The sequence below is a fragment of the Prosthecomicrobium pneumaticum genome (genome assembly GCF_014199915.1).
Taxonomy (GTDB): Bacteria; Pseudomonadota; Alphaproteobacteria; order Rhizobiales; family Kaistiaceae; genus Prosthecomicrobium; species Prosthecomicrobium pneumaticum.
Map to the genome: position 1 here is coordinate 50523 of NZ_JACHOO010000012.1, position 24184 is coordinate 74706.

The following is a 24184-nucleotide window of genomic DNA, read 5'->3' on the forward strand; positions in this document are numbered from 1 at the left end:
CGGCCGCAAGACCGGCCGCGGTCACAACTCGCTGAAGGGACAAGGTCATGGTGAAGCCCGGAGCCTCGCGGCGGAGCGCGATCGACCCCTTCATCGTGATGGACGTGATGACCGCCGCGGCGGATCGCGAGGCGGCCGGCGCCCGCGTCGTGCACATGGAAGTGGGCGAGCCGGGTGCGGCGCCGCCGTTCGCGGTGCGCGAGGCGGCACGGGCGGCGCTCGGGGGCGGCCGGATCGGCTATACCGAGGCGCTCGGCGCGCGGCCGCTGCGGCAGCGGATCGCCCGCTATTATGCGGAAACGCACGGCGTCGAGGTGCCGATCGGCCGGATCGCGGTGACGACCGGCTCGTCGGGCGCCTTCAACCTCTCCTTCCTCGCCGCCTTCGATGCGGGCGACCGCGTCGCGCTCACCGCGCCCGGCTATCCCGCCTATCGCAACATCCTGAAGGCGCTCGGCCTCGTGCCGGTCGAGATCGAGACCCATGCGGCGGACCGGCACGCGCTGACGCCCGAGATGCTCGCCGCGGCGCATCGCGCGGCGCCGCTCGCCGGCGTGATCATCGCGAGCCCGGCCAATCCGACCGGGACGATGATGACGCCGGAGGCGCTCGCCGCGCTCGTCGCCGCGGCCGACGATCTCGGCATCCGCTTCGTCTCGGACGAGATCTATCACGGCCTCGTCTATGACGGCGTGGCGGAGACGGCCCTGAAGCTGTCGCCGCAGGCGATCGTCATCAACTCGTTCTCGAAATATTACTGCATGACCGGCTGGCGCGTCGGCTGGATGGTGCTGCCCGACGATCTGGTGCGGCCGGTCGAGCGGCTCGCCCAGAACTTCTACATCTCCGCGCCCGACCTCTCGCAGCGTGCGGCGATCGCCGCCTTCGACGCCACCGAGGAACTGGAGGCGATCAAGGCGAGCTACGCCGCCAACCGGCTGGTGCTGATCGACCGGCTGCCCTCGATCGGCTTCGAGGACATCTTCCCGGTCGACGGCGCCTTCTATGTCTACGCCTCGGTGCGGCGCTTCTCGAACGATTCGGCCGAATTCGCCCGCCGCATGCTCGCGGAAGCCGGCGTCGCCGCGACGCCGGGGCTCGATTTCGACCAGAAGCGCGGCCATGCCTTCATCCGCTTCTCCTTCGCCGGCACCACCGCCGACATGGTCGAGGCGATGGACCGGATCGAGACCTGGCTGCGCTGAAGGGCGCGGCTCAGCGGCCGACCAGCGTCGGCGCGGCGGGCCGCAGCGGCCAGCCGCTCCGGCGCGACGGTTTCGGCACCGGCCGGTGGTCCGAGGCGGCGAACACCTCGCGGTCGAGCCGCTGCAGCGCGCTCGCCAGAATCCCGACATCGACGAGATCGAAATCGGCCGGCATCATCTCGATCCGCGTCAGCCGGCGCAGATCCGGCACGAGGCCCTCCTCGAGGCCGACATTGAAGCCGTCTTCCATCAGCCCGAAGGCGCCGAGGCCGCTGCCGGTCAACACCACCCGCTCCGGATTGATGATCGCGATCAGCCGCGCGAGACCGTAGCCGAGCGCGAGGCCCGCCTGGCGGTAGGCGAGGCGGGCGCGCTCGTCGCCGGCCTTGGCCCGCTCCTCGAAGCGGCGCATCGCCTCCGGCTCCGGATTGATCTCGGTCGGCGGCAGGTCGGGCGGCAGGTTCTCGAGCGTGCGGTAGATCGCATAGTCGGCGACATAGGCCTCGAGACAGCCGTGCCGGCCGCAGCGGCAGAGCGCGCCGCCGGGGATGTGGTTGACATGGCCGAACTCGGCGCCGGCGCCGAACGCGCCGCCGAACGGCTTGCCCTCGATGAACATGCCCATGCCGACGCCGTGCGCGATGAAGATCACCGCGAAGGTGCCGCCGAATCGCTTCGGGTCCTGCCAGTTGAGCGCCTGCGCGACCCGGTCGACATCGTTCGATATGGTCGAGGGGATGCCGAGCGCCTCGCTCACCGGGCCGGAGACCGGCACGTCGCCCTGCGCGAAGGCGGGGCTCCACAGGATCCGGCCGGTGCTCGCATCGATCACGCCCTGGGCGGCGATCGAGACCTCGGCGATCCGCTCGCGCTCGACGCCCTGGACGGCGAGATAGCTGCGCAGCGCCTCGCCGAGCGTCGGGCCGAACGCCTCGCGGTCGGCGTGATAGGTGTCGATCGTCAGCTGGGTGCGGTCGCGGGCGCGGCCGGCGAAATCGGCGAGCACGAGCGTGACGTGGTTGTGCACGATGTTGACGCCGAGCACATAGGCGGCCTCGGGATTGAGCGCGAGCGCGACGCGAGGCCGGCCGCGGCCGGCGCTCCGCGGACTGCGCTCCTCGCCTTCGGCGGTGACGACGACGTGCTCGGCGATCAGGTCGCCGGTGATCGCCGAGATCGTCGCCGGGCTGAGCCCGGTCTCCTCGCCGAGTTCGACGCGCGCGAGCGGTCCCGAGCGGCGCAGTGCGGCGAGCACCAACCCCCGATTCTGCCGGCGTACGAGCTCGGTGTCGGCTTTGTTCTGCACGCGGTTCTCTCCCTTGCAGCACGCTTAGCAAGGGGCGGCCCGCTTCCCAAGACATTTCATCGGACTAAACGGTAAGCGGTTGCATCCGTAAGGCGTTTTCGCCCGTTGGCCGGGCCTTGCGGGCGGCCCCGCCCTTGTCTCGCCGGCCGCGGCGGCGTATCGCTGACGGGATCCGGCCGATCTCGATGAGAAGCGAGGAAAGCGTCATGACCGTCGCCAGGACCGCCGAGCGCGCGATCGCCGTCGCGGCCGCCTTCGAAAAGCTCGCCGCGCATCGGACCCGGCTCGAGGCCGAGACGATGCGGGCGATGTTCGCGGCCGATCCCGGCCGCTTCGGCCGCTTCTCCGTGTCCTTCGAGGACCTCATCTTCGACTATTCGAAGAACCGCATCGACGCCGCCGCGCTCGTCGCGCTGCTCGATCTCGCCCGCGTCGCCGGCGTCGAGGAGCGGCGCGCCGCGATGTTCGCCGGCGAGCGGATCAACGTCACCGAGAACCGCCCCGTGCTGCACGTCGCGCTTCGTGCCGCGGCGGACGAGACCTATCTCGTCGACGGAAAGAACGTCGTCGAGGATGTCGCGGCCGTGCTCGCCGCGATGAGCGACTTCGCCGAGGGGGTCCGCTCCGGAGCGATCGCCGGCACCGGCGGGCGCTTCACCGACGTGGTCAATATCGGCATCGGCGGCTCCGATCTCGGCCCGGCCATGGTCACGCGGGCGCTGAGCCCCTATCGCGACGGGCCGCGGCTGCATTTCGTCTCGAATGTCGACGGCGCCCATATCGCCGACACGCTCGCCGGGCTCGATCCGGCCCGCACGCTGTTCCTCGTCGCCTCGAAGACCTTCACCACGATCGAGACGATGACGAACGCCCGCACCGCGCGGGCCTGGATCGTCGAGGCGGTCGGCGAGGCGGCGGTCGGCGATCATTTCGCGGCGATGTCGACGGCGCTCGACAAGGTCGCCGCCTTCGGCATCGACACCCGCCGCGCCTTCGGCTTCTGGGACTGGGTGGGGGGGCGCTATTCGGTCTGGTCGGCGATCGGCCTGCCGGTGATGATCGCGATCGGCGCCGAGCGCTTCCGGTCCTTCCTCGCCGGCGCCCGCGCGATCGACCATCATTTCCGTGACGCCCCGCTCGACCGCAACATCCCGGTCCTGATGGCGCTCGTCGGGATCTGGTACCGCAACGTGCTCGGCTTCCCCGCCCATGCGGTGCTGCCCTACGACCAGAGGCTCGAGCGCTTCGCGGCCTATCTGCAGCAGCTCGACATGGAATCGAACGGCAAGCGGGTGACGCTCGACGGCCGTCCGGTTCCGACCGCCACCGGGCCGCTCGTCTGGGGCGAGCCGGGGACCAATGGCCAGCACGCTTTCTACCAGCTCCTGCATCAGGGCACCGACGTCATCCCGGCCGATTTCCTCGTCGCCGCGCACGGCCACGAGGCCGATCCGACCCATCACGACCTGCTCGTCGCCAACTGCCTCGCGCAGGCCGAGGCGCTGATGCGCGGCCGCACCACCGAGGAGGCGCGCGCCCAGCTCGCCTCGAGCGGCAAGGCGCCCGGCGAGGTCGAGCGGCTGGCGCTGCACAAGACCTTCCCCGGCAACCGGCCGTCCAATCTCTTCCTCTACGACAGGCTGGACCCCTATGCGCTCGGCCGGCTGATCGCGCTCTACGAACATAAAGTGCTCGTCCAGGGCGCGATCTGGGGCGTCAATTCCTACGATCAGTGGGGCGTCGAGCTCGGCAAGGAGCTCGCCATCGAATTGCTGCCGATGGTGGAGGGGAAGGCCGATGCGGCCGGCCGCGACGCCTCGACCGCCGGTCTCGTCGCCGCGATCCGCGCGCGGAAGGGCTGACAACCCGCCGGATGCGGTTGCCGAGGCATCCTTTAGCGCCCTATAATCGTTTCAATTCCGCTTTCGGCGCCTCCCGACCCGCCTTTCGCGCGGTCCCGGCGCCGCCCCATACCGTCATCCGATCGAGGAGGCGGCCCGCAAGGGCCGGACCGGCATGAACGACATGACCCCGCTTCGCGAGAACGCTCCGCGGAAATACGGCCTCGGGGCCAGCGTCAAGCGCAAGGAAGACCTGCCGCTGATCACCGGTCACGGCTTCTATACCGGCGACTACACCCCCGCCGGCACGCTGCACGCCTTCGTGCTCCGCTCCTCGATGGCGCATGCCCGGATCGCGCTCTCCGGGCTCGACGAGGCCCGTGCGGCGGAAGGCGTCCGCCTCGTGCTGACCGGCGCGGATGTCGCCGACTATGCCGGCCCGCCGGCGAAGGTGGTGCCGACGAGCGCCGACGGCACGCCGGCCAGGGTGCCGGCCCGTCCGCTCCTCTGCCGCGACACGGTCCGCCATGTCGGCGATCCGATCGCCTTCATCGTCGCCGAGACGCTCGATGCCGCGAAGGCCGCCGCCGAGCTGATCGGCGTCGATTACGACGCGCTGCCGGCGGTCACCGATGGCCGGGCCGCGCTCGGCCCCGATGCGCCGATCGTCCATCCCGAACTCGGCACCAATCTCGCCTTCACCCACAAGCTCGGCGATGCCGCCGCGACCGACGCCGCCTTCGCGCGCGCCGCGCGCGTGGTGTCGATCGACATCGTCAACCAACGCCTCGTCGCCAATTACATGGAGACGCGCGGCGTCGTGGCGGAATACGACGCCGGCACGGGCCGCTGGACGCTCACCATGGGCACGCAGGGCGGCCATGGCATGCGCGACATCATCGCGAAGAGCATCCTGAAGGTCGATCCGAAGCGGATCCGCGTCGTGACGCCGGAAGTGGGCGGCGGCTTCGGCACCAAGGCCTTCGTCTACCAGGAGTATCCGCTCGCCGCGATCGCCGCGGAGAAGATCGGCGCGCCGGTGAAATGGCTCGCCGACCGCTCCGAGCACTATCAGGTCGACGCGCACGGCCGCGACAATCTGACGAAGGCGGAGATCGCCCTCGATGCCGACGGCCGCTTCCTCGCCATCCGCGTCGATCTCGTCTCCAATCTCGGCGCCTACATGTCGCAGTTCGGCGGCGACATCGCGATCGGCGGCGTCACCATGACGACCGGCCTCTACGACATCCCGGCGATGGATGTGACGGTGCGCGGCGTCTATACGACGACGGTTCCCGTCGACGCCTATCGCGGCGCCGGCCGGCCGGAGGCCGCCTATCTGATCGAGCGGCTGGCCGACAAATGCGGCCGCGAGACCGGCCTCGGCCCGGTCGAGATCCGCAAGCGCAACTTCATCCGCCCCGAGCAGCTGCCCTACACGACGCAGGGCGGCCGGATGTACGACACCGGCGACTTCGCCGGCCATCTCGCGCGCAATCTCGAGAAGGTCGATTATGACGGCTTCCCGGCCCGCTTCGAGGCGGCGCGCGCCGCCGGCAAGATCCGCGGCCTCGGCATCGCCACCTATGTCGAGGCCTGCGCCTTCCCGGGCTCGGAGCCGGCGACCGTCACGCTCAACGCGAACGGCTCGGTGACGCTGCTGATCGGCACGCAGACCAACGGCCAGGGCCACGCGACCGCCTATTCGCAGTTCATCGCCGGCACGCTCGGCATCGAGATCGAGCAGATCGAGGTGATCCAGGGCGACACCGACAAGGTGCCGACCGGCGAGGGCACCGGCGGCTCGCGCTCGATCCCGCTCGGCGCCGTCTCGGTCGACCGGGCGGCGAAGACGCTCGCCGAGCAGCTGAAGGAGCTCGCGTCCGAGGAGCTCGAGGCGGCGATCGCCGATCTCGAACTGTCGGGCGGCGCGGTCCGCGTCGCCGGCACGGATCAGTCGGTCCCGCTCGCCGCGCTCGCCGAGAAGGCGGCCGACAAGGCGAAGCTGACGGCGGTCGGCGAGTTCGTGCAGGACGAGTGCACCTATCCGAACGGCACCCACATCGCCGAGATCGAGATCGATCCCGAGACCGGCGAGACGAAGATTGTCGACTATTCGGTGGTCGACGATTTCGGCGTCACGGTGAACCCGATCCTGCTCGCCGGCCAGCTGCATGGCGGCGTGGCGCAGGGCATCGGCCAGGCGCTGCTCGAGGAGACGGTCTACGATCCGGACGGCCAGCTCCTGACGGCGACCTTCCTCGACTATTGCGTGCCGCGCGCCGACAACCTGCCGCCCTTCCGCTTCGAGACCCGCAACGTGCCCTCGACGACCAATGCGATGGGCATCAAGGGCGCGGGCGAGGCGGGCACGATCGGCGCCACGCCGGCGGTGATGAACGCCGTCGTCGACGCTCTGATCCGCGCCGGCTATACCGGCCACTTCGACATGCCGGCGACGCCGCAGAAGGTCTGGGCGGCGCTCAACGGGGCCTGAGGCGGCTGCCGCCCGGCGGCCGCGCACGACAAGCGAGCGAAGACGCCGGACGTCGCGATGCGTCCGGCGAGACATGATGGACATGACCGTGAGCGGCCGGCCCTTCACCGGGGTCGCGCTGAAGATCATCTCGACCGTCGCCTTCGCCGGCATGGCGACGCTCATCAAATATGTGGCCGACCGCTATCCGGCGGGTGAGGTCGCCTTCTTCCGCTCCGCCTTCGCGCTCATTCCCGTCCTGATCTGGGCCGCCTGGCTCGGCGATTTCCCGACCGTCTTCCGCACCCCCCGGCTCGGCGGCCATCTCTTGCGCTCGATCGCCGGCGGCGCGTCGATGTTCTTCGGCTTCACAGCGCTCGCGCTGCTGCCGCTCTCCGACGCCACGGCGATCGGCTATGCCTCGCCGCTGCTCACCGTCGTCTTCGCCGCCCTGCTGCTCGGCGAGCGGATCTGGATCTATCGCTGGTCGGCGGTGATCGTCGGCCTCCTCGGCGTGATGGTCATCCTCTCCGACTATATCGCGCCGACGCCCGGCGCCCCGCCGCGCAGCCTCGTCGGCGCCGGCGCCTCGCTCGTCGGGGCTCTCCTCGGCGCGCTCGCCGCGACGCAGACCCGGCGGCTGACCCGGATCGAGCCGACCGATACGATCGTCGTCTATTTCTCGCTCTTCACCGCGCTCTTCATGCTCGCCACCAGCCCCTTCGGCTGGGTGATGCCGGCGCCGGTCGACTGGCTGTTCCTCGTCGGCTGCGGCATATGCGGCGGGCTCGGCCAGGTGCTCCTCACGCTCAGCTATCGCTATGGCGACGCCTCGCTGATCGCCCCCTTCGAATATGTCTCGATGATCTGGGCGGTGATCATCAGCGTCTTCCTCTTCGATTACGTGCCGACGCTCACCGTGCTGATCGGCTCGGCGATCGTCATTGCCGCGGGCCTGTTCGTGATCTATCGCGAACACAGGCTCGGCATCGAGCGGCGCAAGTCGAAGCAGGCGCAGACGCCGACGAGCGGCCTCGGCCCGCAATAGGAGGGTTCCCGTGACGCCCATCGCCCTCACCATCGCCGGCACCGACCCCTCGGGCGGCGCCGGCATCCAGGCGGACCTGAAGACCTTCGCCGCGCTCGGCGTCTACGGCGCCTCGGTGATCACCGCGCTCGTCGCGCAGAACACGCGAGGCGTGCGCGCCATCCACGACGTGCCGCCCGATTTCATCGCCGCCGAGATCGATTCGGTGTTCGACGATCTGACCGTCGCCGCGGTGAAGATCGGCATGCTGTCGCGTCCCGCGGTGATCGCCACCGTGGTCGACGGCCTCGCCCGGCACGGTGCGACGAAGATCGTCGTCGATCCGGTGATGGTGGCGCAGTCGGGCGACCGGCTGCTGGTGCCCGAGGCGGTCGAGGCGCTCCGCACGCTCCTGCTGCCGCGGGCGACGGTGATCACGCCGAACCTCCCCGAGGCGGCGGTGTTGCTCGATGCGGCGCCGGCCGAGAGCGAGGCGGAGATGCGGGCGCAGGGCGAGCGGCTGCTCGCGCTCGGGCCGCAGGCCGTGCTCGTCAAGGGCGGCCACGGCACGGGCGCGGAGAGCGTCGACCTCCTCGTCACGGCGTCGGGCGTGCACCGCTTCACGGCGCCCCGCATCGCGACGAGAAACACGCACGGCACCGGCTGCACGCTCTCCTCGGCGATCGCCGCCGGCCTCGCGCGGGGCCTCGATCTCGACACGGCGGTCGGCGCGGCGAAGGACTATCTGACGGCCGCCCTTTCTGCCGCCGACCGCCTGACGATCGGCAAGGGCCACGGCCCGGTGCACCACAATTTCGCGCAGTGGTGAGGCCCCCTCTCCCGCCATGCGGGAGAGGGCTTCCGGCCTTGGCGTCGCAGGGAGCGCAAGCGACCGAGACGGTTAGGCCGGAAGGGTGAGGGTGCTCTGCGGCAACCAAGAGAAGGCCCTCACCCCGACCCTCTCCCGCGGAGCGGGAGAGGGGGAACCCTGCCGTGGCGCTGGCTCCTTCCGCCGTCCGCCGTCCGCGCGACGGCTGGGAGCGCCGGCCACCTTCCGTCGACCAACTTCCGCCCAACGGCGCCGCCCCCTCTCCCGCTCGCGGGAGAGGGCTTCCGGCCTTGGCGTCGCAGGGAGCGCAAGCGACCGAGACGGTTAGGCCGGAAGGGTGAGGGTGCTCTTCTGCGGCGACCAAGAGAAGGCCCTCACCCCGGCCCTCTCCCGCGGGGCGGGAGAGGGGGAGCCCCGGCGGTGCGCTCGTTCTCCCCGCGCATGCTCGGTCGCAGGTCTGCGCGGCGGGTGCCGCCCCCCTCTCCCGCGAGCGAAGTCGGCTGTTGCCGACTTCGCCTTTGCCGCAATCGGCTCGGCAACAGCCGAGCCGAGGCGGGAGAGGGGGAACCCGGCCGTCGCGCTCCTCGCGCGCACCGGCTCCCCCCGAAAACAAACGGCGGAGCCAGGAGGCCCCGCCGTGAGAAACCCCGCGGCCGTGACGGCTCAGCCGCTATAGGCGACGAAGTTCTGCTGCTGGTCGCCGAGGCCGGCGATGCCGAGCTTCACGACCTCGCCGCCCTTCAGATAGCGCGGCGGCTTCATGCCCATGCCGACGCCCGGCGGCGTGCCGGTGGTGATCACGTCGCCCGGATCGAGCCGCATGAAATGGCTCGTATAGGAGACGAGCTGCGCCACGTCGAAGATCATCGTCTTCGTATTGCCGGTCTGGCAGCGGACGCCGTCGACATCGAGATACATGTCGAGGTTCTGCACGTCGGCGATCTCGTCGCGGGTGACGAGCCAGGGGCCGAGCGGGCCGAAGGTCGGGCAGCCCTTGCCCTTCGTCCACTGGCCGCCGCGCTCGGTCTGGAAATGCCGCTCGGAGACGTCGTTGCAGACCGCATAGCCGGCGACATAGTCGAGCGCCTCGTGCGCCGCGACATAGCTCGCCGGCTTGCCGATGACGACGGCGAGCTCGACTTCCCAGTCCGTCTTCGCCGAGCCCTTCGGGATGACCACGGTGTCATAGGGGCCGTGCAGGCAGTTCGGCGCCTTGTTGAAGATGATCGGCTCGGCCGGGATCGGCGAGCCGGTCTCGTGCGCGTGGTCGACATAATTGAGGCCGATGGCGATGAAATTGCCGACGCGCTTCAGGATCGGGCCGATGCGCACGCCGGCCTCGACCGCCGGCAGGCTCGACGGGTCGATGCCGGCGACGGTCTCGATCGCCCCGGCGGCGAGCGTCTCGGGCGTGAAATCGGCGATGACGCCGGAGAGATCGCGGATCGTGCCGTCCTTGTCGAGCATGCCCGGCTTCTCGGCGCCCGGCGCGCCGAAGCGCAAGAGCTTCATTATAATAGTCTCCCGTTATTGGCCGGCGGATATTGGTCGAGCGACCGCGCCTTCGCAAGCACGGACCGCCGCCGACTTTCGCCGGTCCGGCAACGCTGTCGTGCGATCGCCGAGGCGGTGGCCGGATTGCGCCGGATGGGCTACATTGTAGCCCAAAAGGAGAAGTCCTATGGCTGCCAACGCCGTGGTGCGCGCGCGGGTGAACGAACAGATCCGGGATGACGCCGCCGCCATTCTCGAGGCGGCGGGTCTGACCGTGTCGGACGCCGTGCGGATGATGCTCGTCCGGACGGTCGCGGAAGGGGCGTTGCCGTTCGATCCGCTGGTGCCGAACAAGGAGACGGTCGAAGCGATGAAGGCGGCGCGGCGGGGCGACGTGAAGACCGTCGGCGGGCCCGCTGGGCTGCTGGCCGACCTCGATGCGGACGATTAGGCGCACCGCGCGCTTCAAGAAGGACTACCGGCGCGAGCGCCGCGGCCGTTACGCCGCGACGCTCGATGAAGACCTCGTTGCCGTCGTCACGATTCTCGTGTCGGATCAGCCCCTGCCGGCGCGTTGTCGCGACCACGCGCTCTCGGGGGAGTGGCGCGATCACCGCGACTGCCACATCCATCCCGACCTCGTGCTGATCTACCGGAAGCCCGATTCCGAGTTTCTCGATCTCGTCCGGCTGGGCTCGCACAGCGCCCTCAGCCTTTGAGCCTCAGAAATTGGTCCGGATCAGGCCGCCGTCGAGCAGGAAGGACTGGCCGGTGATGTAGGCTGCGTGGACCGAGCAGAGGAAGGCGCAGACCTTGCCGAACTCCTCGGGCGTGCCGAGCCGGCCGGCCGGGATCGCCGCGATCTCGCGCCGCTTCGCTTCCTCGACCGAGACGCCGGCCTCCTTGGCGGCGCGGGCGAAGCCGCCCACCAGCCGGTCGGTGTCGAACTTGCCGGGCAGCAGATGGTTGATCGTCACGCCCTTCTGCGCGACGTCGCGGGCGACGCCGCCGAGAAAGGCGGTGAGGCCGGCGCGGGCGCCCGAGGAGAGGTCGAGGCCCGAGATCGGCGCCTTCACCGAGCTCGACGTGATGTTGACGATGCGGCCGAAGCCCCGTTCGCTCATCGGCCCGATCACCTTCTGGATCAGCTCGATCGGCGTGATCATGTTGCCGACGACGCCGGCGATCATCGCGGCGCGGTCGAGCTGGTCGTAGTCCTTGCGCGGCGGCCCGCCATTGTTGTTGACGAGGATGTCGGGGTCGGGGCAGGCGGCGAGGAGCGTCGCCTGGCCTTCCGGGGTCGAGACGTCGGCGACCACCGGCGTCACCGTGACGCCGAACCGCCTGGCGAGATCGGCCGCCGTCGCCTCGAGCACGTGCACGTCGCGGCCATTGATCACCAGATCGCAGCCGGCTTCGGCGAGCGCCTCGGCACAGCCCCTGCCGAGCCCGCGGCTCGACGCGCAGATGATGGCCTTGCGGCCGGCGATCCCGAGATCCATGCGACTCTCCTCGAAGGGGGGAGCGCGACCCTAGCGCCCGCCCGCCCGGCTGAGAACCCGTCGAGGGCGATTCGTTTCCGCGGCGGGTCCGCCGAAAAATTACGTCAACCTCATTGACCTATTCATCGGTTGCGCCATGATGCGGCCGTCTCACCGGAGGCGGCCATGGAAACCTTCCTGTCGATGCTCGGCTTCGCCCTCGTGACGACGGCCACGCCCGGCCCGAACAACATGATGGTGATGATCTCGGGAGCCAATTTCGGTCTCCGGCGATCGGTGCCGCACATTCTCGGCATCGCGGTCGGCTTTCCCGTGATGCTGCTCGGCGTCGGGCTCGGGCTCGGCGCGGTGTTCACGGCCTTTCCGCTGCTCCATGCCGTGCTCAAATATGTCGCCTTCGCCTGGCTGCTCTACCTCGCCTGGAAGCTCGCCCGTGCCGGCCGGCCGGACGTTTCCGGCGCCGCGGCGGCGAAGCCGCTCTCCTTCCTCGCGGCGGCCGGTTTCCAATGGGTCAACCCGAAGGCCTGGATGATGGGCCTTTCCGCCGCGACGCTCTATCTGCCGGAAGGGCAGGACCCGCTGCTGCCGCTCGCCGTCCTCGTCGGCCTCTTCATCCTCGCGACCGCGCCGATCTGCACCGTGTGGTGTCTGTTCGGCACGGCGATCGCCCGCCTGCTCGGAACGCCCGGCCGCATCGCGGCGTTCAACTGGACGATGGCGGCGCTCCTCGTCGTCTCGATGATCCCGACGCTCTTCTGAGCCGTTCGCCCGGCGCCTGTCCGCGCCCGGCCACCTGCCGCTGCTGTCACAAATCCGTTGCGCGGCTCAGTTAAGCGAGAGTTCCATCGAAATGCGGGCCTCGCGAATCAAGCCCATGTCCAGCGACAGTGAATCTCGCCACGTCCGCACGCTTTTCCTGTCGGACATCCATCTCGGAACACGCGGCTCGCAGGCCGAGCTGCTGCTCGACTTCCTGCGCGTCTATGATTGCGAGACGATCTATCTGGTCGGAGACATTGTCGACGGCTGGCGGCTGAAGCGCGGCTGGTACTGGCCGCAGGCCCATAACGACGTCGTCCAGAAGCTGCTCCGCAAGGCGCGCAAGGGCGCGCACGTCTATTACATCCCCGGCAATCACGACGAGTTCCTGCGCGATTTCCTCGGCACCCATCTCGGCGGCATCGAGGTGCTCGACCGGGTCGTGCATACCACGGCCGACGGCAAGCGCATGCTGGTCATCCATGGCGACCAGTTCGACGTCGTGGTGCGCCATGCCCGCTGGCTCGCCTTCCTCGGCGACTGGGCCTACAATCTCGCCCTCGCGCTCAACACGCTGGTCAGCCGGGTCCGCCGCCGGCTGGGCTTCGAATACTGGTCGCTGTCGGCCTGGGCGAAGATGAAGGTGAAGAACGCCGTCAATTTCATCGGCGCCTTCGAACAGGCGCTCGCCACCGAGGCGAAGCGCGTCGGCGCCGACGGGGTGATCTGCGGCCACATCCACCATGCGGCGATGCACGACATGCACGGCATCCGCTACGTCAATACGGGCGACTGGGTCGAGAGCTGCACCGCGCTCGTCGAGCATCATGACGGCCGGCTGGAGATCGTCCGCTGGGCCGAGCTGAAGCGCGCCCGGGCGCTCAAGGCCTCGCTGCCGCCGCCGGCGGCCGACCAGGTCGCGGCATGACGCGGCTCCTGATCGCGACCGACGCCTGGCATCCGCAGATCAACGGCGTCGTCCGCACCCTCGAGACGCTCGCCCAGAACCTGCCGGCCTTCGGCATAGAGCCGTCCTTCGTCACGCCGCAGGCCTTTCACACCCTGCCGTGCCCGACCTACCCGGAAATCCGCCTCGCCATCACGGCGCCGGGTGCGATCGCCCGCAAGGCGGCCGAGGCGCGGCCCGACCACGTCCACATCGCGACCGAAGGGCCGATCGGCAGCGCCGTGCGGCGCTGGTGCCGGCGCGAACGGGTGATGTTCACGACGAGCTATCACACCCGGTTCCCGGAATATCTGCATGCCCGGCTGCCGGTGCCGACCGCCTGGACCTATGCGTGGCTGCGCCGCTTCCACAATGCCGGCTCCGGCTGCATGGTCGCGACCGCCTCGCTCGAGGCGGAGCTGAAGAGCCGCGGCTTCGAGAACCTGATGCGCTGGTCGCGCGGCGTCGATGCCGAGCTCTTCCGGCCGCGCGCGACGGCGCCCGATCTCGGCCTGCCGAGGCCGATCTTCCTCTATGTCGGCCGCGTCTCGGTCGAGAAGAACATCGGCGCCTTCCTGTCGCTCGACCTGCCGGGCTCGAAGGTGGTGGTCGGCGACGGCCCGGCGCTCGACAGCCTGAAGCGCGCCCATCCCGACGTCGCCTTTCTCGGCGCGCGGGTCGGCGAGGCGCTCGCCGAGACCTATGCGGCGGCCGACTGTTTCGTCTTCCCGAGCCGCACCGATACGTTCGGCGTCGTGCTCCTGGAGGCGCTCGCCTCCGGCCTGCCGGTCGCGGCCTATCCGGTGGTCGGTCCGCAGGACGTGATCGGCGGCACGGGCGCCGGCGTGCTGTCGGAGGATCTGCGCGCTGCCGCGCTCGCCGCGCTCGACATTTCCCGCGACCATTGCCGGGCGGTGGCGCTCGAGCATTCGTGGCAGGCGGCGACGCGGCAGTTCGTCGGCAATGTCGCCCGCGTCCATCGCCACGCCGGCCACGATCTGCAAGGCTTGCAATCGATCGACGCCACGGACTAGCGTTCCTCCGCCAGGAGGCGCGCACGATGGCCGATGCCGTGACGATCGACGATATCCGGACGGCCGCGGGCCGCATCGCGGCGACCGCGCTCGCGACGCCGCTCCTCTCCCATCCGGAGCTCGACGCCCGCGTCGGCGGCCGGGTGTTCCTCAAATGCGAGAACCTGCAGCGCACCGGCTCCTTCAAGTTCCGCGGCGCGATGAACGCGGTCAGCGCGGTCGAGCCCGGGGCGCGGGCGCGCGGCATCGTCGCCTGCTCGTCCGGCAATCACGCGCAGGGCATCGCCGAGGCGGCGCGGCTCTTCGGCGTGCCGGCGACCATCGTCATGCCGGCCGACGCGCCGGCGCCGAAGCGCGAGGGCACCGCGCGGCGCGGCGCCACCGTACGGCTCTACGACCGCACCGGCGAGGACCGCGACGCGATCGCCGCCGAGCTCGTCGCCGAATCGGGGGCCACCCTCGTCCACCCCTTCAACCATCCGCACGTCATCGCCGGTCAGGGCACGATCGGCCTCGAGATCGCCGCGGAATGCGCGCGGCGCGACCTCGCGCCCGACGCGATCCTGGTGCCCTGTTCGGGCGGCGGGCTCGCGGCGGGGATCGGCGTCGCCGCGGCGGCGCTGCTGCCCTCGGCCGCCGTCTTCGTCGCCGAGCCGGCGGGCTTCGACGATTACGGCCGCTCGCTCGCGGCGGACGCGATCGAGAGCAATGCGGCGCTCGGCGGCTCGGTCTGCGATGCGCTGCTCGCGCCGCGGCCGGGTCCGATCGGTTTCGCGCTCAACCGGCGCAATCTCGCCGGTGGCGTCGCTGCGGACGATGACGAGGCGCTCGCCGCGGTCGCCTTCGCCTTCGAGACGTTGCGGATGGTGGTCGAGCCCGGCGGCGCGGTCGGCCTCGCCGCTCTGCTCGCCGGCCGGATCGACGCTGCGGGGAAGACGATCGTCGTCGTGCTTTCGGGCGGCAATATCGATCCGCCGGTGCTCGACCGGGCGCTCGGCCGCGCCTGAGCCTCCGGAAGGGCCTGCGCCGAGGAGGCCGCGCGACGCGGGCTTCCGCGGCGAGAGGCGGTCCGGGACTGGACGGACCTCAGGAGAAGAGGGCGAACCGCGCCTCGGCGCTCATGCCGCGGGTCGGGTCGGGCTCGGCGCCGCGGTCGTGCGCGACCGTGAGCCGTGCCGCGGCGGGGGAGGGAGCCGGCGCCGCCTCCGACCGCGCCGAGCCGAGCGCCGCGAGCTCGGTGCGGGCCGCTTCGAGAGAGGCTGCGAGGGCGGCGATCTCGCGGCCCATCGCTTCGAGGGCCGTCTCCTGCCGCGGTTCGGCGAGCCGGGATTCGAGCCGCGCCAGCGCCTCGAGCACGGCGGCCGTATCGGCCGCGCGGCGCCGGCGGGTGAATTCGGCGAGGAACCAGCGGCCGCGCGCGGTCTCCATCACCGCGGCCTCCAGCGCCTCGTAATCGCCCTCGCGCGCCTCTTCGGGCGCCGTGCCGCTCGTCATCGTCCGCTCGTGATTCTATATCCTGCGGGTGGCGCGCTGCGAATCGGTGCCACCCTCGATTTCCCCGACGTTAGAAGACCCCCCGCCATGCAGGCAATGACGGCCGCGGCCCCGCCGCATTTCGCCTCGCGCATGGCGATCTACTATTTCTTCTTCTTCGTCGTCGGCGGGGTGCATCTTCCCTTCCTGCCGGTGTGGTTCGCCGCGGTCGGCCTCTCGCCGGCCGAGATCGGCACCTGCCTCGCCGTGCCGATGGCGGCGCGCATCCTCATCATGCCGTTCGGCAGCTGGCTCGCCGACCGGCTGCCGAGCCGGCGGGCTGCCGCGCTCGGCTTCAGCGCCGCCGCGATGCTCCTCTTTCTGCCGGCCGCGCTCGCGCCCGGCTATTGGACGATCCTCGTCTTCGCCTCGCTCGCCAATGTCATGGTGGCGATGGCGCAGCCGCCCGGCGAGGCGCTGGCGCTCGCCGGCGTGCGCCGCTTCGGCATGGATTACGGCCGGGTCCGCAGTCTCGGCTCGGTCGGCTTCATCTGCGCCAATCTGGCGAGCGGCGCGCTCTATTCGGCCTTCGCGGGCGGCATCGTGCTGCCGATGCTGTTCGCGGCGCTCGCCATCTCGGCCGCTGCGGCGCTCATCCTGCCGGGACTGCCCGGCAGCGGCGGGGCGGGTCCCGCCTCGCGCCGCGTCGCGGGCTGGCGCAGCCTCCTCAATCCGGAGATCGGCCTCATCATCGGCGCCGGCGCGATGATTCAGGCGAGCCACGCGCAGCTCTACGGCTTCGGGACGCTCTACTGGCAGGAGCGCGGTTTCTCCGGCAATGCGATCGGCGTGCTCTGGGCCTCCGGCGTCGTCGCCGAAGTGGTGCTGCTCTTCCTGTCCGGCCGCATCCTCGGACGCATCCGGCCGGTCACGCTCGTCGGCATCGGCGCCGCCGCGGCGGTCTTCCGCTGGCTGGTCTTTCCCTTCGTCGACCACCTCGCGGCCTTCGTCGCCTTGCAGGCGCTGCACGCGCTCACCTTCGGCGGCACGCTCGCCGGCATCCAGCACGCGATCGCCAAGCGCGTGCCCGATGCGCGCACCGCCTCGGCGCAGGGCCTCTATCTGATGGCCTCGGGCCTCACCATGGCGGTGGCGACCCAGGCAGCCGGTCCGCTCTATGCCTGGCTCGGCGTGCATTCCTTCCTGGCCATGGCCCCGATCGCCGCCCTCGGCCTCGTCCTCATCGTCGTGCTGCGGCTGTTCTTCACCCCCAGAGGGCCGGATCCGGGGGCATGACGAGGCTGCCGCGATAGACGAGGCCGGGCGTCCGGTCGGCGGCGAGCAGCAGCGGCCCGTCGAGATCGACATAGCGCGCCTTCTGGGCCGCGAGCACCGCCGGCGCCATGGCGAGCGACGAGCCGAGCATGCAGCCGACCATCACGTCGAAGCCCGCCTCGACCGCCGCGTCGATCAGCACGAGCGCCTCCGTCAGCCCGCCCGCCTTGTCGAGCTTGACGTTGACCGCATCGTAGCGGCCGGCGAGCCCGCCGAGATCGCCCCCGACATGCAGGCTCTCATCGGCGCAGACCGGCACCGGGCGGGCGAGATCGGCGAGCGCGGCATCCTCGGCCGCCGGCAGCGGCTGCTCGATCAGCTCGACATCGGCGGCCGCGCAGGCCGCCATGTTCTGCGCGAAGTCGGCGATCGTCCACGCCTCGTTCGCATCGGCGATCAGCCGCGCCTTCGGCGCGCCGCGCCGCACCGCCCGGATCCGCTCCGGATCGCCCGCGCCGCCGAGCTTCACCTTGAGGAGCGGCCGGTCGGCGGCGGCGAGCGCGGCCGTCTCCATCGCCTCCGGCGTATCGAGGCTCAGCGTATAGGCGGTGACGAGCGGGCGGGGCGGGGCGATGCCGGCGATCTCGGCGGCCGGCCGGCCGCTCGTCTTCGCCTCGAGATCGAAGAGCGCGCAATCGATCGCGTTCCGCGCCGCGCCGGGCGGCATGACACGGCGCAGCGTCTCCCGGTCGAGCCCCGCCGCGAGCCCTTCGGTCTCTGCGAGAATCGCCGCGGCGACGCCCTCGACGCTTTCGCCGTAGCGCGCATAGGGCACGCATTCGCCGCGGCCCGTCACCCCGTCCGCCTCGATCGTCGCGACCACCACCACCGCCTCGGTGCGCGAGCCGCGCGCGATGGTGAACCGCCCGGCGATCGGGAAGCGCTCGATCGTGACGCTCACCCGCCGCGTCGTCACCGGCGGGATTCCGGGCGGCCGAACTCCTCGGCGATCCGCTCGACGAGCGGCGCCACGCCGGTGCGGATCGGGTCGACCGCCGGCAGGCCGTGCGCCGCGCCGGTCTCGGCGAGCAGCGCCTGCGCCTCCCCATCGCCGAGCGCCGCGGTGTTGATCGCGAGGCCGACGCAGCGGATCGCCGGATTGGTCAGCCGGCCGCAGGCGATCGTCAGCTCGATCACCTCGGCGATGGTCGGCAGGGGGTGCGCGACGCCGCGCATCGTCCGCCGCGTCGGCTCGTGGCAGACGACGAAGGCGTCCGGCTGCGCGCCGTGCAGCAGGCCGAGCGAGACGCCGGCGAAGGAGGGGTGGAACAGCGAGCCCTGGCCCTCGACGAGGTCCCAATGGTCGGGTGCCGCTGCCGGCGCCAGCCATTCGACCGCGCCGGAGATGAAATCCGCGACCACCGCATCGATCGCGACGCCGCGGCCGGAGATGAACACGCCGGTCTGGCCCGTCGCCCGGAAGTCGGCGTCGAAGCCCGCCTCCCGCATCGCCCGCTCGAGCGCGAGCGCGGTGTATTTCTTGCCGATCGAGCAGTCGGTGCCGACCGTCAGCAGCCGCTTGCCCTCCCGCTTGGTGCCTTTGCCGGTGGCAAAACGCATCGTGCTGTGGCGGACGTCGTGCAACTGCCGGCCGTTCCGCTCCGCCGCGGCGCGGATCGCCGGATGGTCGCCGAGCCGCGTGTGCAGCCCGCTCGCGACGTCCATGCCGGCATCGAGCGCGGCGACGATCGAATCGGCCCAGTGGTCGGGCAGCACGCCGCCGGCATTGACCGCGCCGACGATCATCGTGCGGGCGCCCTTTGCCGCAGCTTCGGCGGGCGCCATCTCGGCGAGGCCGGCGTCGGCCTTGCAGCCCGGCAGCCGGAACTGGCCGATGCACCAGTCGCGCCGCCAGTCGACGATGCCGAGCCCGGTCTTCGCCGCGAGCGCGTCGGGAACGTCACCCAGGAACAACAGATAGGGTCTTTCGATCTCCATGCGACATCCTTTTCGGCCCCCTGCCTTGCCCGCGGCGGGCCGGCATGTCATGCGTTGGGTCGACCTTGTGAAGGTAGAGGCCCGCATCGCGCCTCTCAAGGCCGCAAGGCCGGGCGACGGTCGGGGGAGTCAGAGCGCGCGTGTGTCGGTAACCGAGACGGGGGGTCAGCTCAGTCGTTCGAGCACTGGCGGCGTTGCGCGGCTGGTGGCGGGCGGAGTCTGGACCATCGCGACGGCCGACCGGCTCGAACCCTCGATCGACGAGGCGGTGAACACGCTGCGCGGCACGGTCGAGATCGATCTCGGCTCGATCGTCCAGATCGACACCGCCGGTGCCTGGCTGATCACCCGGCTGGAGCGCGAGCTGTCGGCCCGCGGCGTTTCCGTTTCGCTCGTTTCCGCCTCCGAGAACGCCCGCCGCCTGCTCGAGGCGCTCGCACCCGCCGAGCGCGACGTTCCGCCGCCTCCCGAGACGATCGGCGTCGTGCAGGAGCTGCTCGAGGCGGTCGGCCGCACCATGGTGCGATCCTGGGAGGACCTGAAGTCCGGCCTCGGCATTCTCGGCGGCGTGGTGCGCGGTCTCTCGATCGGCCTGCGCCATCCGCGCCGGATGCGCTTCACCTCGATCATCTTCCATATGGAGCAGACCGGGCTCCGCGCGGTGCCGATCATCGCGCTGATGTCCTTCCTGATCGGCGCCATCATCGCGCAGCAGAGCGCCTATCAGCTCGCCTATTTCGGCGCCGACATCTTCGTCGTCGATCTCGTCGGCATCCTCGTCCTGCGCGAGCTCGGCGTGCTCCTGACCGCGATCATGGTCGCCGGCCGGTCGGGCAGCGCCTTCACGGCCGAGATCGGCTCGATGAAAATGCGCGAGGAGATCGACGCGCTCTCCGTCATCGGGCTCGATCCGCTCCATGTGCTGATCCTGCCGCGGCTGATCGCGCTCATCCTCGTCCTGCCGCTCCTCACCTTCATCGCCGATGTCTGCGCGCTCGCCGGCGGCGGAATGATGAGCTGGGCCTATCTCGGCCTGCCGCCCGACACCTTCATCACGCGGCTGCGCGACGCGGTGGCGCTCAACACGCTGTTCGTCGGCCTGATCAAGGCGCCCTTCATGGCGCTGATCATCGGCATCGTCGCCGCCGCGGAGGGCCTGCGCGTCGCCGGCAGCGCCGAATCGCTCGGCACGCACACCACCTCCTCGGTGGTGAAGTCGATCTTCATGGTGATCGTCGTCGACGGCATCTTCGCCATGTATTTCGCCGCGGTGCGTTACTGATGCGGGGCGCCGGCAAAAATCCCGAGGAGGTCATCCGCGGCCGTGGCATCACGGTCGGCTTCGGGGACCGGCTGATCCTCGACAATCTCGACATCGACGTCTATCGCGGCGAGATCCTCGGCGTGGTCGGCGCATCCGGCACCGGCAAGTCGGTGCTCCTGCGCACCATTCTCGGCCTGCAGCCGATGCGGGCCGGGGAGGTGGAGGTGCTCGGCGTGCCCTATAGCGACGCCGCGCCGGCGGCGCGCTCGGCGGTCGACCGGCGGCTCGGCGTGCTCTTCCAGCACGGCGCGCTGTTCTCCTCGCTCACCGTGCTGCAGAACGTCCAGGTGCCGATGCGCGAGCATCTGCGCCTGTCGCCGCGGCTGATGGACGAGCTCGCCCGGCTGAAGATCGAGCTGGTCGGCCTCGCGCCCGATGCCGCCGACAAGATGCCCTCGGAGCTCTCCGGCGGCATGATCAAGCGCGCCGGCCTCGCGCGGGCGCTCGCGCTCGATCCCGACATCGTCTTCCTCGACGAGCCGACCTCGGGCCTCGATCCGATCGGCGCGGCCGATTTCGACGCGCTGATCGAGACGCTGCGCGACACTTTGGGCCTCACCGTGTTCATGGTAACCCACGACCTCGACAGCCTTTACACGGCCTGCGACCGGATCGCCGTCCTCGGCGACCGGCGCGTGTTGATCGAGGGCACGATGGGAGACATGATGGCCTTCAACCATCCCTGGGTGCAGCAATATTTCCGCGGCACGCGGGCCAGACGGCTGGGAGCCTGAGCGTCGATGGAAACCCGCGCCAATTATGCGACCATCGGGCTGTTCACGCTCGCCGTGGTCGCGATGTGCTTCGGCTTCGTCTACTGGCTCGCCCGCTATGACGAGAGCGGCGCGCGCCGCGAGATCCGCGTCCTCATCCCCGGCTCCGTCACCGGTCTCGCGGTCGGCGGCCAGGTCCTTTTCAACGGCATCCGGATCGGCGAGGTGTCGCGGCTCCGGGTCAATCCCGACAATCCCGCCGAGGTCGAGGCGATCGCGAGCGTCGTCCCCGACGCGCCGGTCAAGGAGGATACCCAGGCGACGCTCGGCGCGCAGGGTCTGACCGGCCTCGCCTATATCGAGTTCCGCGGCGGCTCGGCCGACGAGCCGAACCTGCTCGCCTCGCCCGAGACGCCGACCATCGTCGCCGACGGCTCGGGCCTGCAGGACCTGATCCAGCAGGCGCAGGAGGTGGTGAAGAAGGTCGACGATGCGGTCGGCCGCGTCGACAGCCTGCTCGACACCGCAGCGCCCACCGTCCAGCAATCGCTCGAGAACGTGCGCACCTTCACCGGCGCGCTCGCCGAGAATGCCGACGGCGTCTCGACGCTGATGGACAATATCGGCAATCTCTCGAAGGAGGTCGGTGCGATGTCCGGCCGGCTCTCCGGCGCCGTCGACCGGGCGAACGCCATTCTCGACGCGGTCGATCCGGCGACCGTGCGCGATGCCGTCGCCGATGCCCGCTCGACGATCGGCAATGCCAACACCTTCATGGCCAATCTGACCGAGAAGAAGGGCGACATCGACGACATCGTCGCCAATGCCCGCGACATCGCCCAGAAGGTCAATGCCGCGACCACGCGGCTCGACGGACTGCTCGGCAAGGCGGACGATTTCCTCGGCTCCGAGGACGGCAAGAATTTCTTCCAGGAGGCCGCCGCGGCGGCCCGTTCGGTCCGCCACACGGCCGAGATCTTCGAGGGCCGCGCGCAGGAGATCGTCGACAATCTCGCCGGCTTCACCGGCAAGGGGCTCGCCGACCTGCAGACCCTTCTCGCCCAACTCAGCCGCTCGGCGAGTGGCTTCGACCGGGCGGTCCGCTCGATCGAGAGCAATCCGCAGGGCATCATCTTTGGCAATCCGCAATATCGCGAGTACAATCGCCGTTGAGGCGATCGGTGTTCGGCGATGCGTAGGAGGCGTCCGTGACCAAGCGAATGTGGGGCCGCATCGGCTTGGCCGGAATGCTCGTGGCCACGGCGGCGCTGTCGGGCTGCGTCTCGTCGCTGTTCGCCGGCGCGCCGCCGGAGACCTATGATCTCGCTGCCCCGGCGGTGACGCCGCAGCTGAAGCGGTCGAGCTCGGCGCAGCTCCTGGTGCCCGATCCGGCGGCACTGAAGATCCTCGACAGCCAGCGGATCGTCGTTTCGGACGGGCAGAAGGTCTCGTATTACCCCTCCGCGCAGTGGCCCGACACGCTGCCGCGCGTCGTCCAGGCCCGCACCATCGAGGCCTTCGAGAAGACCGGCCGCACCAAGGCGATCGGCCGTCCGGGAGACGGTCTGTCGATCGACTATCAGATCCTGCTCGAGATCCGGAAGTTCGAGTTCGCCGTCACGCCGCAGGGTCGCGCCGCGCAGATCGAGTTGTCGGTCCGTGTCATGAACGACCGCACCGGCAAGATCGTCGGCCAGAAGACCTTCGACGCCACCGTTCCGGTGGCGCAGGACAGCGCCCCCGCCGCCGTCGCCGGCCTCAACGCGGCGCTCGAAGAGGTGCTCGTCGAACTCGTCGGCTGGGTCAGCGCCCGCGTCTGACGGGCGGCCGGACGTGCCGCCGCGGCTCCGCGGCGGGCTTCGCCCTTCGCCGCGACCCGGCCCTTCCCGGCGCCCTCGCGCATCCCCGATCGAGCTTCCGCCGGGCGGGCACGACAGCCTCGCGCAAGCTCTTGACAGCACGCTCCCCCTTCTTGCCACGATGGCGTGTGCGTCGATCCCGACGCGACGAAGGGGGGAATGACCATGGAAAGACGGAGCTTCCTGAGAGGCTTGGCGCTCATCGCCGCCTGCCCGCTCTGCACCGGCATCGGCCATGCGGCCGAAGGCGCGCACTGGTCCTATGAGGGCGAGGCGGGTCCCGACAAATGGGGCGCGCTCGAAGCCGAATACGGCGCCTGCTCGGCCGGCTCGCAGCAATCGCCGATCGACATCACCGGCGTCGTCAAAGCGGAGCTTCCCGATCTCGGCATCGCCTGGAAGCCGGGCGGCGAGATGGTGAACAACGGCCACACGATCCAGGTGAACGCCGCCCCCGGGGGAGCGCTCACCCGCGGCGACCGCCGCTACGATCTCGTCCAGTACCATTTCCATGCGCCGAGCGAGCATCTCCTCGACGGCCATCACTTCCCGATGGAAGTGCATTTCGTCCACAAGAACGCCGCGACGGGCGGCCTCGGCGTGCTCGGCGTGTTCCTGAAGGCCGGCGCTTCGAATGCCGACTTCGCCGCGCTCGCCGCCGCCTTCCCGGCGAAGGCCAAGCAGACCGCGCCCGTCGCCGCGGTCGATCCGACCGGGCTCCTGCCGGCCTCGCGCGGCTACTGGGCCTATGAGGGCTCGCTCACCACGCCGCCCTGCAGCGAGATCGTCGACTGGATGGTGGCGCAGGAGCCGATCGAGGTCGCGCAGGCCGACATCGACAAGTTCACGGCGATCTATTCGATGAACGCCCGGCCCGCGCTCGCGATCAACCGGCGTTTCGTGCTCGGCTCGAAATAGCCCGCGGAGGCCGGGTGGGGGGAGGGCAGACCGCCCCACAAACGAAAAGGGGGCGCGGCGCGTGAACGCCGCGCCCCTTTTTTATTGCCGCGCGACCGAAACGAGCCGGAACGGCGGCCCCGGTGCGGCGCACGCCATCGCGCGCCGGCCGGCCGCGAGCGCGATCGCTTCCCTCGAGCGTGTCGGCGGCCGCGATGACCGCGCT

23 protein-coding genes are annotated in these 24184 nt (G+C 70.4%); 17 read left to right on the top strand and 6 right to left on the bottom strand.

What is annotated here, in order from left to right:
- Positions 1–47: 47 nt before the first annotated feature.
- Positions 48–1205, top strand: a complete 1158-nt coding sequence (locus tag GGQ63_RS20395; protein ID WP_183858465.1) for an aminotransferase class I/II-fold pyridoxal phosphate-dependent enzyme — start codon at positions 48–50, stop codon at positions 1203–1205.
- A gap of 10 nt (positions 1206–1215) precedes the next feature.
- Here the strand turns inward: GGQ63_RS20395 and GGQ63_RS20400 are convergent, their stop codons facing one another.
- Positions 1216–2511: an ROK family protein gene (locus GGQ63_RS20400; RefSeq protein WP_183858466.1), complete on the bottom strand. Its 1296-nt coding sequence runs from the start codon at positions 2509–2511 to the stop codon at positions 1216–1218.
- Between the two features lie 206 nt (positions 2512–2717).
- On the opposite strand from GGQ63_RS20400, the gene pgi reads away from it, so the two are divergent.
- The 4 genes from pgi to thiD all read left to right on the top strand — a co-directional run bounded on the left by pgi (position 2718) and on the right by thiD (position 8684).
- A complete protein-coding gene (pgi, locus tag GGQ63_RS20405; protein ID WP_183858467.1) occupies positions 2718–4373 on the top strand; it encodes a glucose-6-phosphate isomerase in 1656 nt (551 codons plus the stop codon).
- Positions 4374–4527: 154 nt separating this feature from the next.
- A complete protein-coding gene (locus tag GGQ63_RS20410; protein WP_246429907.1) occupies positions 4528–6849 on the top strand; it encodes a xanthine dehydrogenase family protein molybdopterin-binding subunit in 2322 nt (773 codons plus the stop codon).
- Positions 6850–6925: 76 nt separating this feature from the next.
- Positions 6926–7876 (top strand): DMT family transporter, encoded by a 951-nt coding sequence (locus GGQ63_RS20415; protein WP_183858468.1) that lies wholly within the window; start codon positions 6926–6928, stop codon positions 7874–7876.
- A gap of 10 nt (positions 7877–7886) precedes the next feature.
- A complete protein-coding gene (thiD, locus tag GGQ63_RS20420; protein WP_183858469.1) occupies positions 7887–8684 on the top strand; it encodes a bifunctional hydroxymethylpyrimidine kinase/phosphomethylpyrimidine kinase in 798 nt (265 codons plus the stop codon).
- A gap of 663 nt (positions 8685–9347) precedes the next feature.
- Here thiD and GGQ63_RS20425 read toward each other — a convergent pair.
- Positions 9348–10196: a fumarylacetoacetate hydrolase family protein gene (locus GGQ63_RS20425; RefSeq protein WP_183858470.1), complete on the bottom strand. Its 849-nt coding sequence runs from the start codon at positions 10194–10196 to the stop codon at positions 9348–9350.
- A 169-nt stretch (positions 10197–10365) separates the two neighbouring features.
- Between GGQ63_RS20425 and GGQ63_RS20430 the strand changes: the two genes are divergently transcribed.
- Together GGQ63_RS20430 and GGQ63_RS20435 are read left to right on the top strand one after the other, a co-directional pair.
- Positions 10366–10629, top strand: a complete 264-nt coding sequence (locus tag GGQ63_RS20430) for a type II toxin-antitoxin system RelB/DinJ family antitoxin (RefSeq protein WP_183858471.1) — start codon at positions 10366–10368, stop codon at positions 10627–10629.
- Complete coding sequence (locus GGQ63_RS20435; protein ID WP_183858472.1) at positions 10616–10897, top strand: type II toxin-antitoxin system YafQ family toxin; 282 nt, start codon at positions 10616–10618, stop codon at positions 10895–10897. The genes GGQ63_RS20430 and GGQ63_RS20435 overlap by 14 nt, the downstream gene beginning before the upstream one ends.
- A 3-nt stretch (positions 10898–10900) precedes the next feature.
- Here the strand turns inward: GGQ63_RS20435 and GGQ63_RS20440 are convergent, their stop codons facing one another.
- Complete coding sequence (locus GGQ63_RS20440; RefSeq protein WP_183858473.1) at positions 10901–11680, bottom strand: SDR family oxidoreductase; 780 nt, start codon at positions 11678–11680, stop codon at positions 10901–10903.
- Positions 11681–11845: 165 nt separating this feature from the next.
- Between GGQ63_RS20440 and GGQ63_RS20445 the strand changes: the two genes are divergently transcribed.
- From GGQ63_RS20445 to GGQ63_RS20460, 4 genes are all read left to right on the top strand, one after another.
- A complete protein-coding gene (locus GGQ63_RS20445) occupies positions 11846–12439 on the top strand; it encodes a LysE family translocator (protein ID WP_183858474.1) in 594 nt (197 codons plus the stop codon).
- A gap of 115 nt (positions 12440–12554) precedes the next feature.
- Complete coding sequence (locus GGQ63_RS20450; protein ID WP_183858475.1) at positions 12555–13367, top strand: UDP-2,3-diacylglucosamine diphosphatase; 813 nt, start codon at positions 12555–12557, stop codon at positions 13365–13367.
- Entirely contained in the window at positions 13364–14419 is a 1056-nt protein-coding gene (locus tag GGQ63_RS20455) for a glycosyltransferase family 4 protein (RefSeq protein ID WP_183858476.1), read from the top strand. The genes GGQ63_RS20450 and GGQ63_RS20455 overlap by 4 nt, the downstream gene beginning before the upstream one ends.
- Positions 14420–14445: 26 nt before the next feature.
- Positions 14446–15426 (top strand): threonine ammonia-lyase, encoded by a 981-nt coding sequence (locus tag GGQ63_RS20460; RefSeq protein ID WP_183858477.1) that lies wholly within the window; start codon positions 14446–14448, stop codon positions 15424–15426.
- Between the two features lie 79 nt (positions 15427–15505).
- Here the strand turns inward: GGQ63_RS20460 and GGQ63_RS20465 are convergent, their stop codons facing one another.
- The gene (locus GGQ63_RS20465; RefSeq protein WP_183858478.1) at positions 15506–15913 is read right to left on the bottom strand and encodes a hypothetical protein; all 408 of its coding nucleotides are present in this window, start codon (positions 15911–15913) and stop codon (positions 15506–15508) included.
- 87 nt (positions 15914–16000) lie between these two features.
- Here GGQ63_RS20465 and GGQ63_RS20470 point away from each other — a divergent pair, with 87 nt between their 5' ends.
- The gene (locus GGQ63_RS20470; RefSeq protein ID WP_183858479.1) at positions 16001–17188 is read left to right on the top strand and encodes an MFS transporter; all 1188 of its coding nucleotides are present in this window, start codon (positions 16001–16003) and stop codon (positions 17186–17188) included.
- Here the strand turns inward: GGQ63_RS20470 and dgcA are convergent.
- Together dgcA and dgcN are read right to left on the bottom strand one after the other, a co-directional pair.
- Positions 17157–18143, bottom strand: coding sequence for an N-acetyl-D-Glu racemase DgcA (dgcA, locus tag GGQ63_RS20475; RefSeq protein ID WP_183858480.1), 987 nt, complete (start codon positions 18141–18143; stop codon positions 17157–17159). The two genes, GGQ63_RS20470 and dgcA, sit on opposite strands and share 32 nt — an antisense overlap.
- Positions 18140–19165 carry an N-acetyltransferase DgcN gene (gene dgcN / locus GGQ63_RS20480; protein ID WP_183858481.1) on the bottom strand — a complete coding sequence of 342 codons (1026 nt, stop codon included), beginning with the start codon at positions 19163–19165 and terminating at the stop codon, positions 18140–18142. Before dgcN ends, dgcA begins: the two co-directional genes overlap by 4 nt.
- Before the next feature lie 205 nt (positions 19166–19370).
- On the opposite strand from dgcN, the gene GGQ63_RS20485 reads away from it, so the two are divergent.
- The 5 genes from GGQ63_RS20485 to GGQ63_RS20505 all read left to right on the top strand — a co-directional run bounded on the left by GGQ63_RS20485 (position 19371) and on the right by GGQ63_RS20505 (position 23979).
- The gene (locus GGQ63_RS20485) at positions 19371–20447 is read left to right on the top strand and encodes an ABC transporter permease (protein WP_343061235.1); all 1077 of its coding nucleotides are present in this window, start codon (positions 19371–19373) and stop codon (positions 20445–20447) included.
- Positions 20447–21223: an ABC transporter ATP-binding protein gene (locus GGQ63_RS20490; RefSeq protein WP_183858483.1), complete on the top strand. Its 777-nt coding sequence runs from the start codon at positions 20447–20449 to the stop codon at positions 21221–21223. Before GGQ63_RS20485 ends, GGQ63_RS20490 begins: the two co-directional genes overlap by 1 nt.
- Before the next feature lie 6 nt (positions 21224–21229).
- Positions 21230–22375: an MlaD family protein gene (locus GGQ63_RS20495; RefSeq protein ID WP_183858484.1), complete on the top strand. Its 1146-nt coding sequence runs from the start codon at positions 21230–21232 to the stop codon at positions 22373–22375.
- A gap of 35 nt (positions 22376–22410) precedes the next feature.
- Positions 22411–23022, top strand: coding sequence for an ABC-type transport auxiliary lipoprotein family protein (locus GGQ63_RS20500; protein WP_183858485.1), 612 nt, complete (start codon positions 22411–22413; stop codon positions 23020–23022).
- A 204-nt stretch (positions 23023–23226) separates the two neighbouring features.
- On the top strand, positions 23227–23979 hold the full coding sequence (locus GGQ63_RS20505) for a carbonic anhydrase (protein ID WP_183858507.1): 753 nt from the start codon (positions 23227–23229) through the stop codon (positions 23977–23979).
- Positions 23980–24184: the final 205 nt, after the last annotated feature.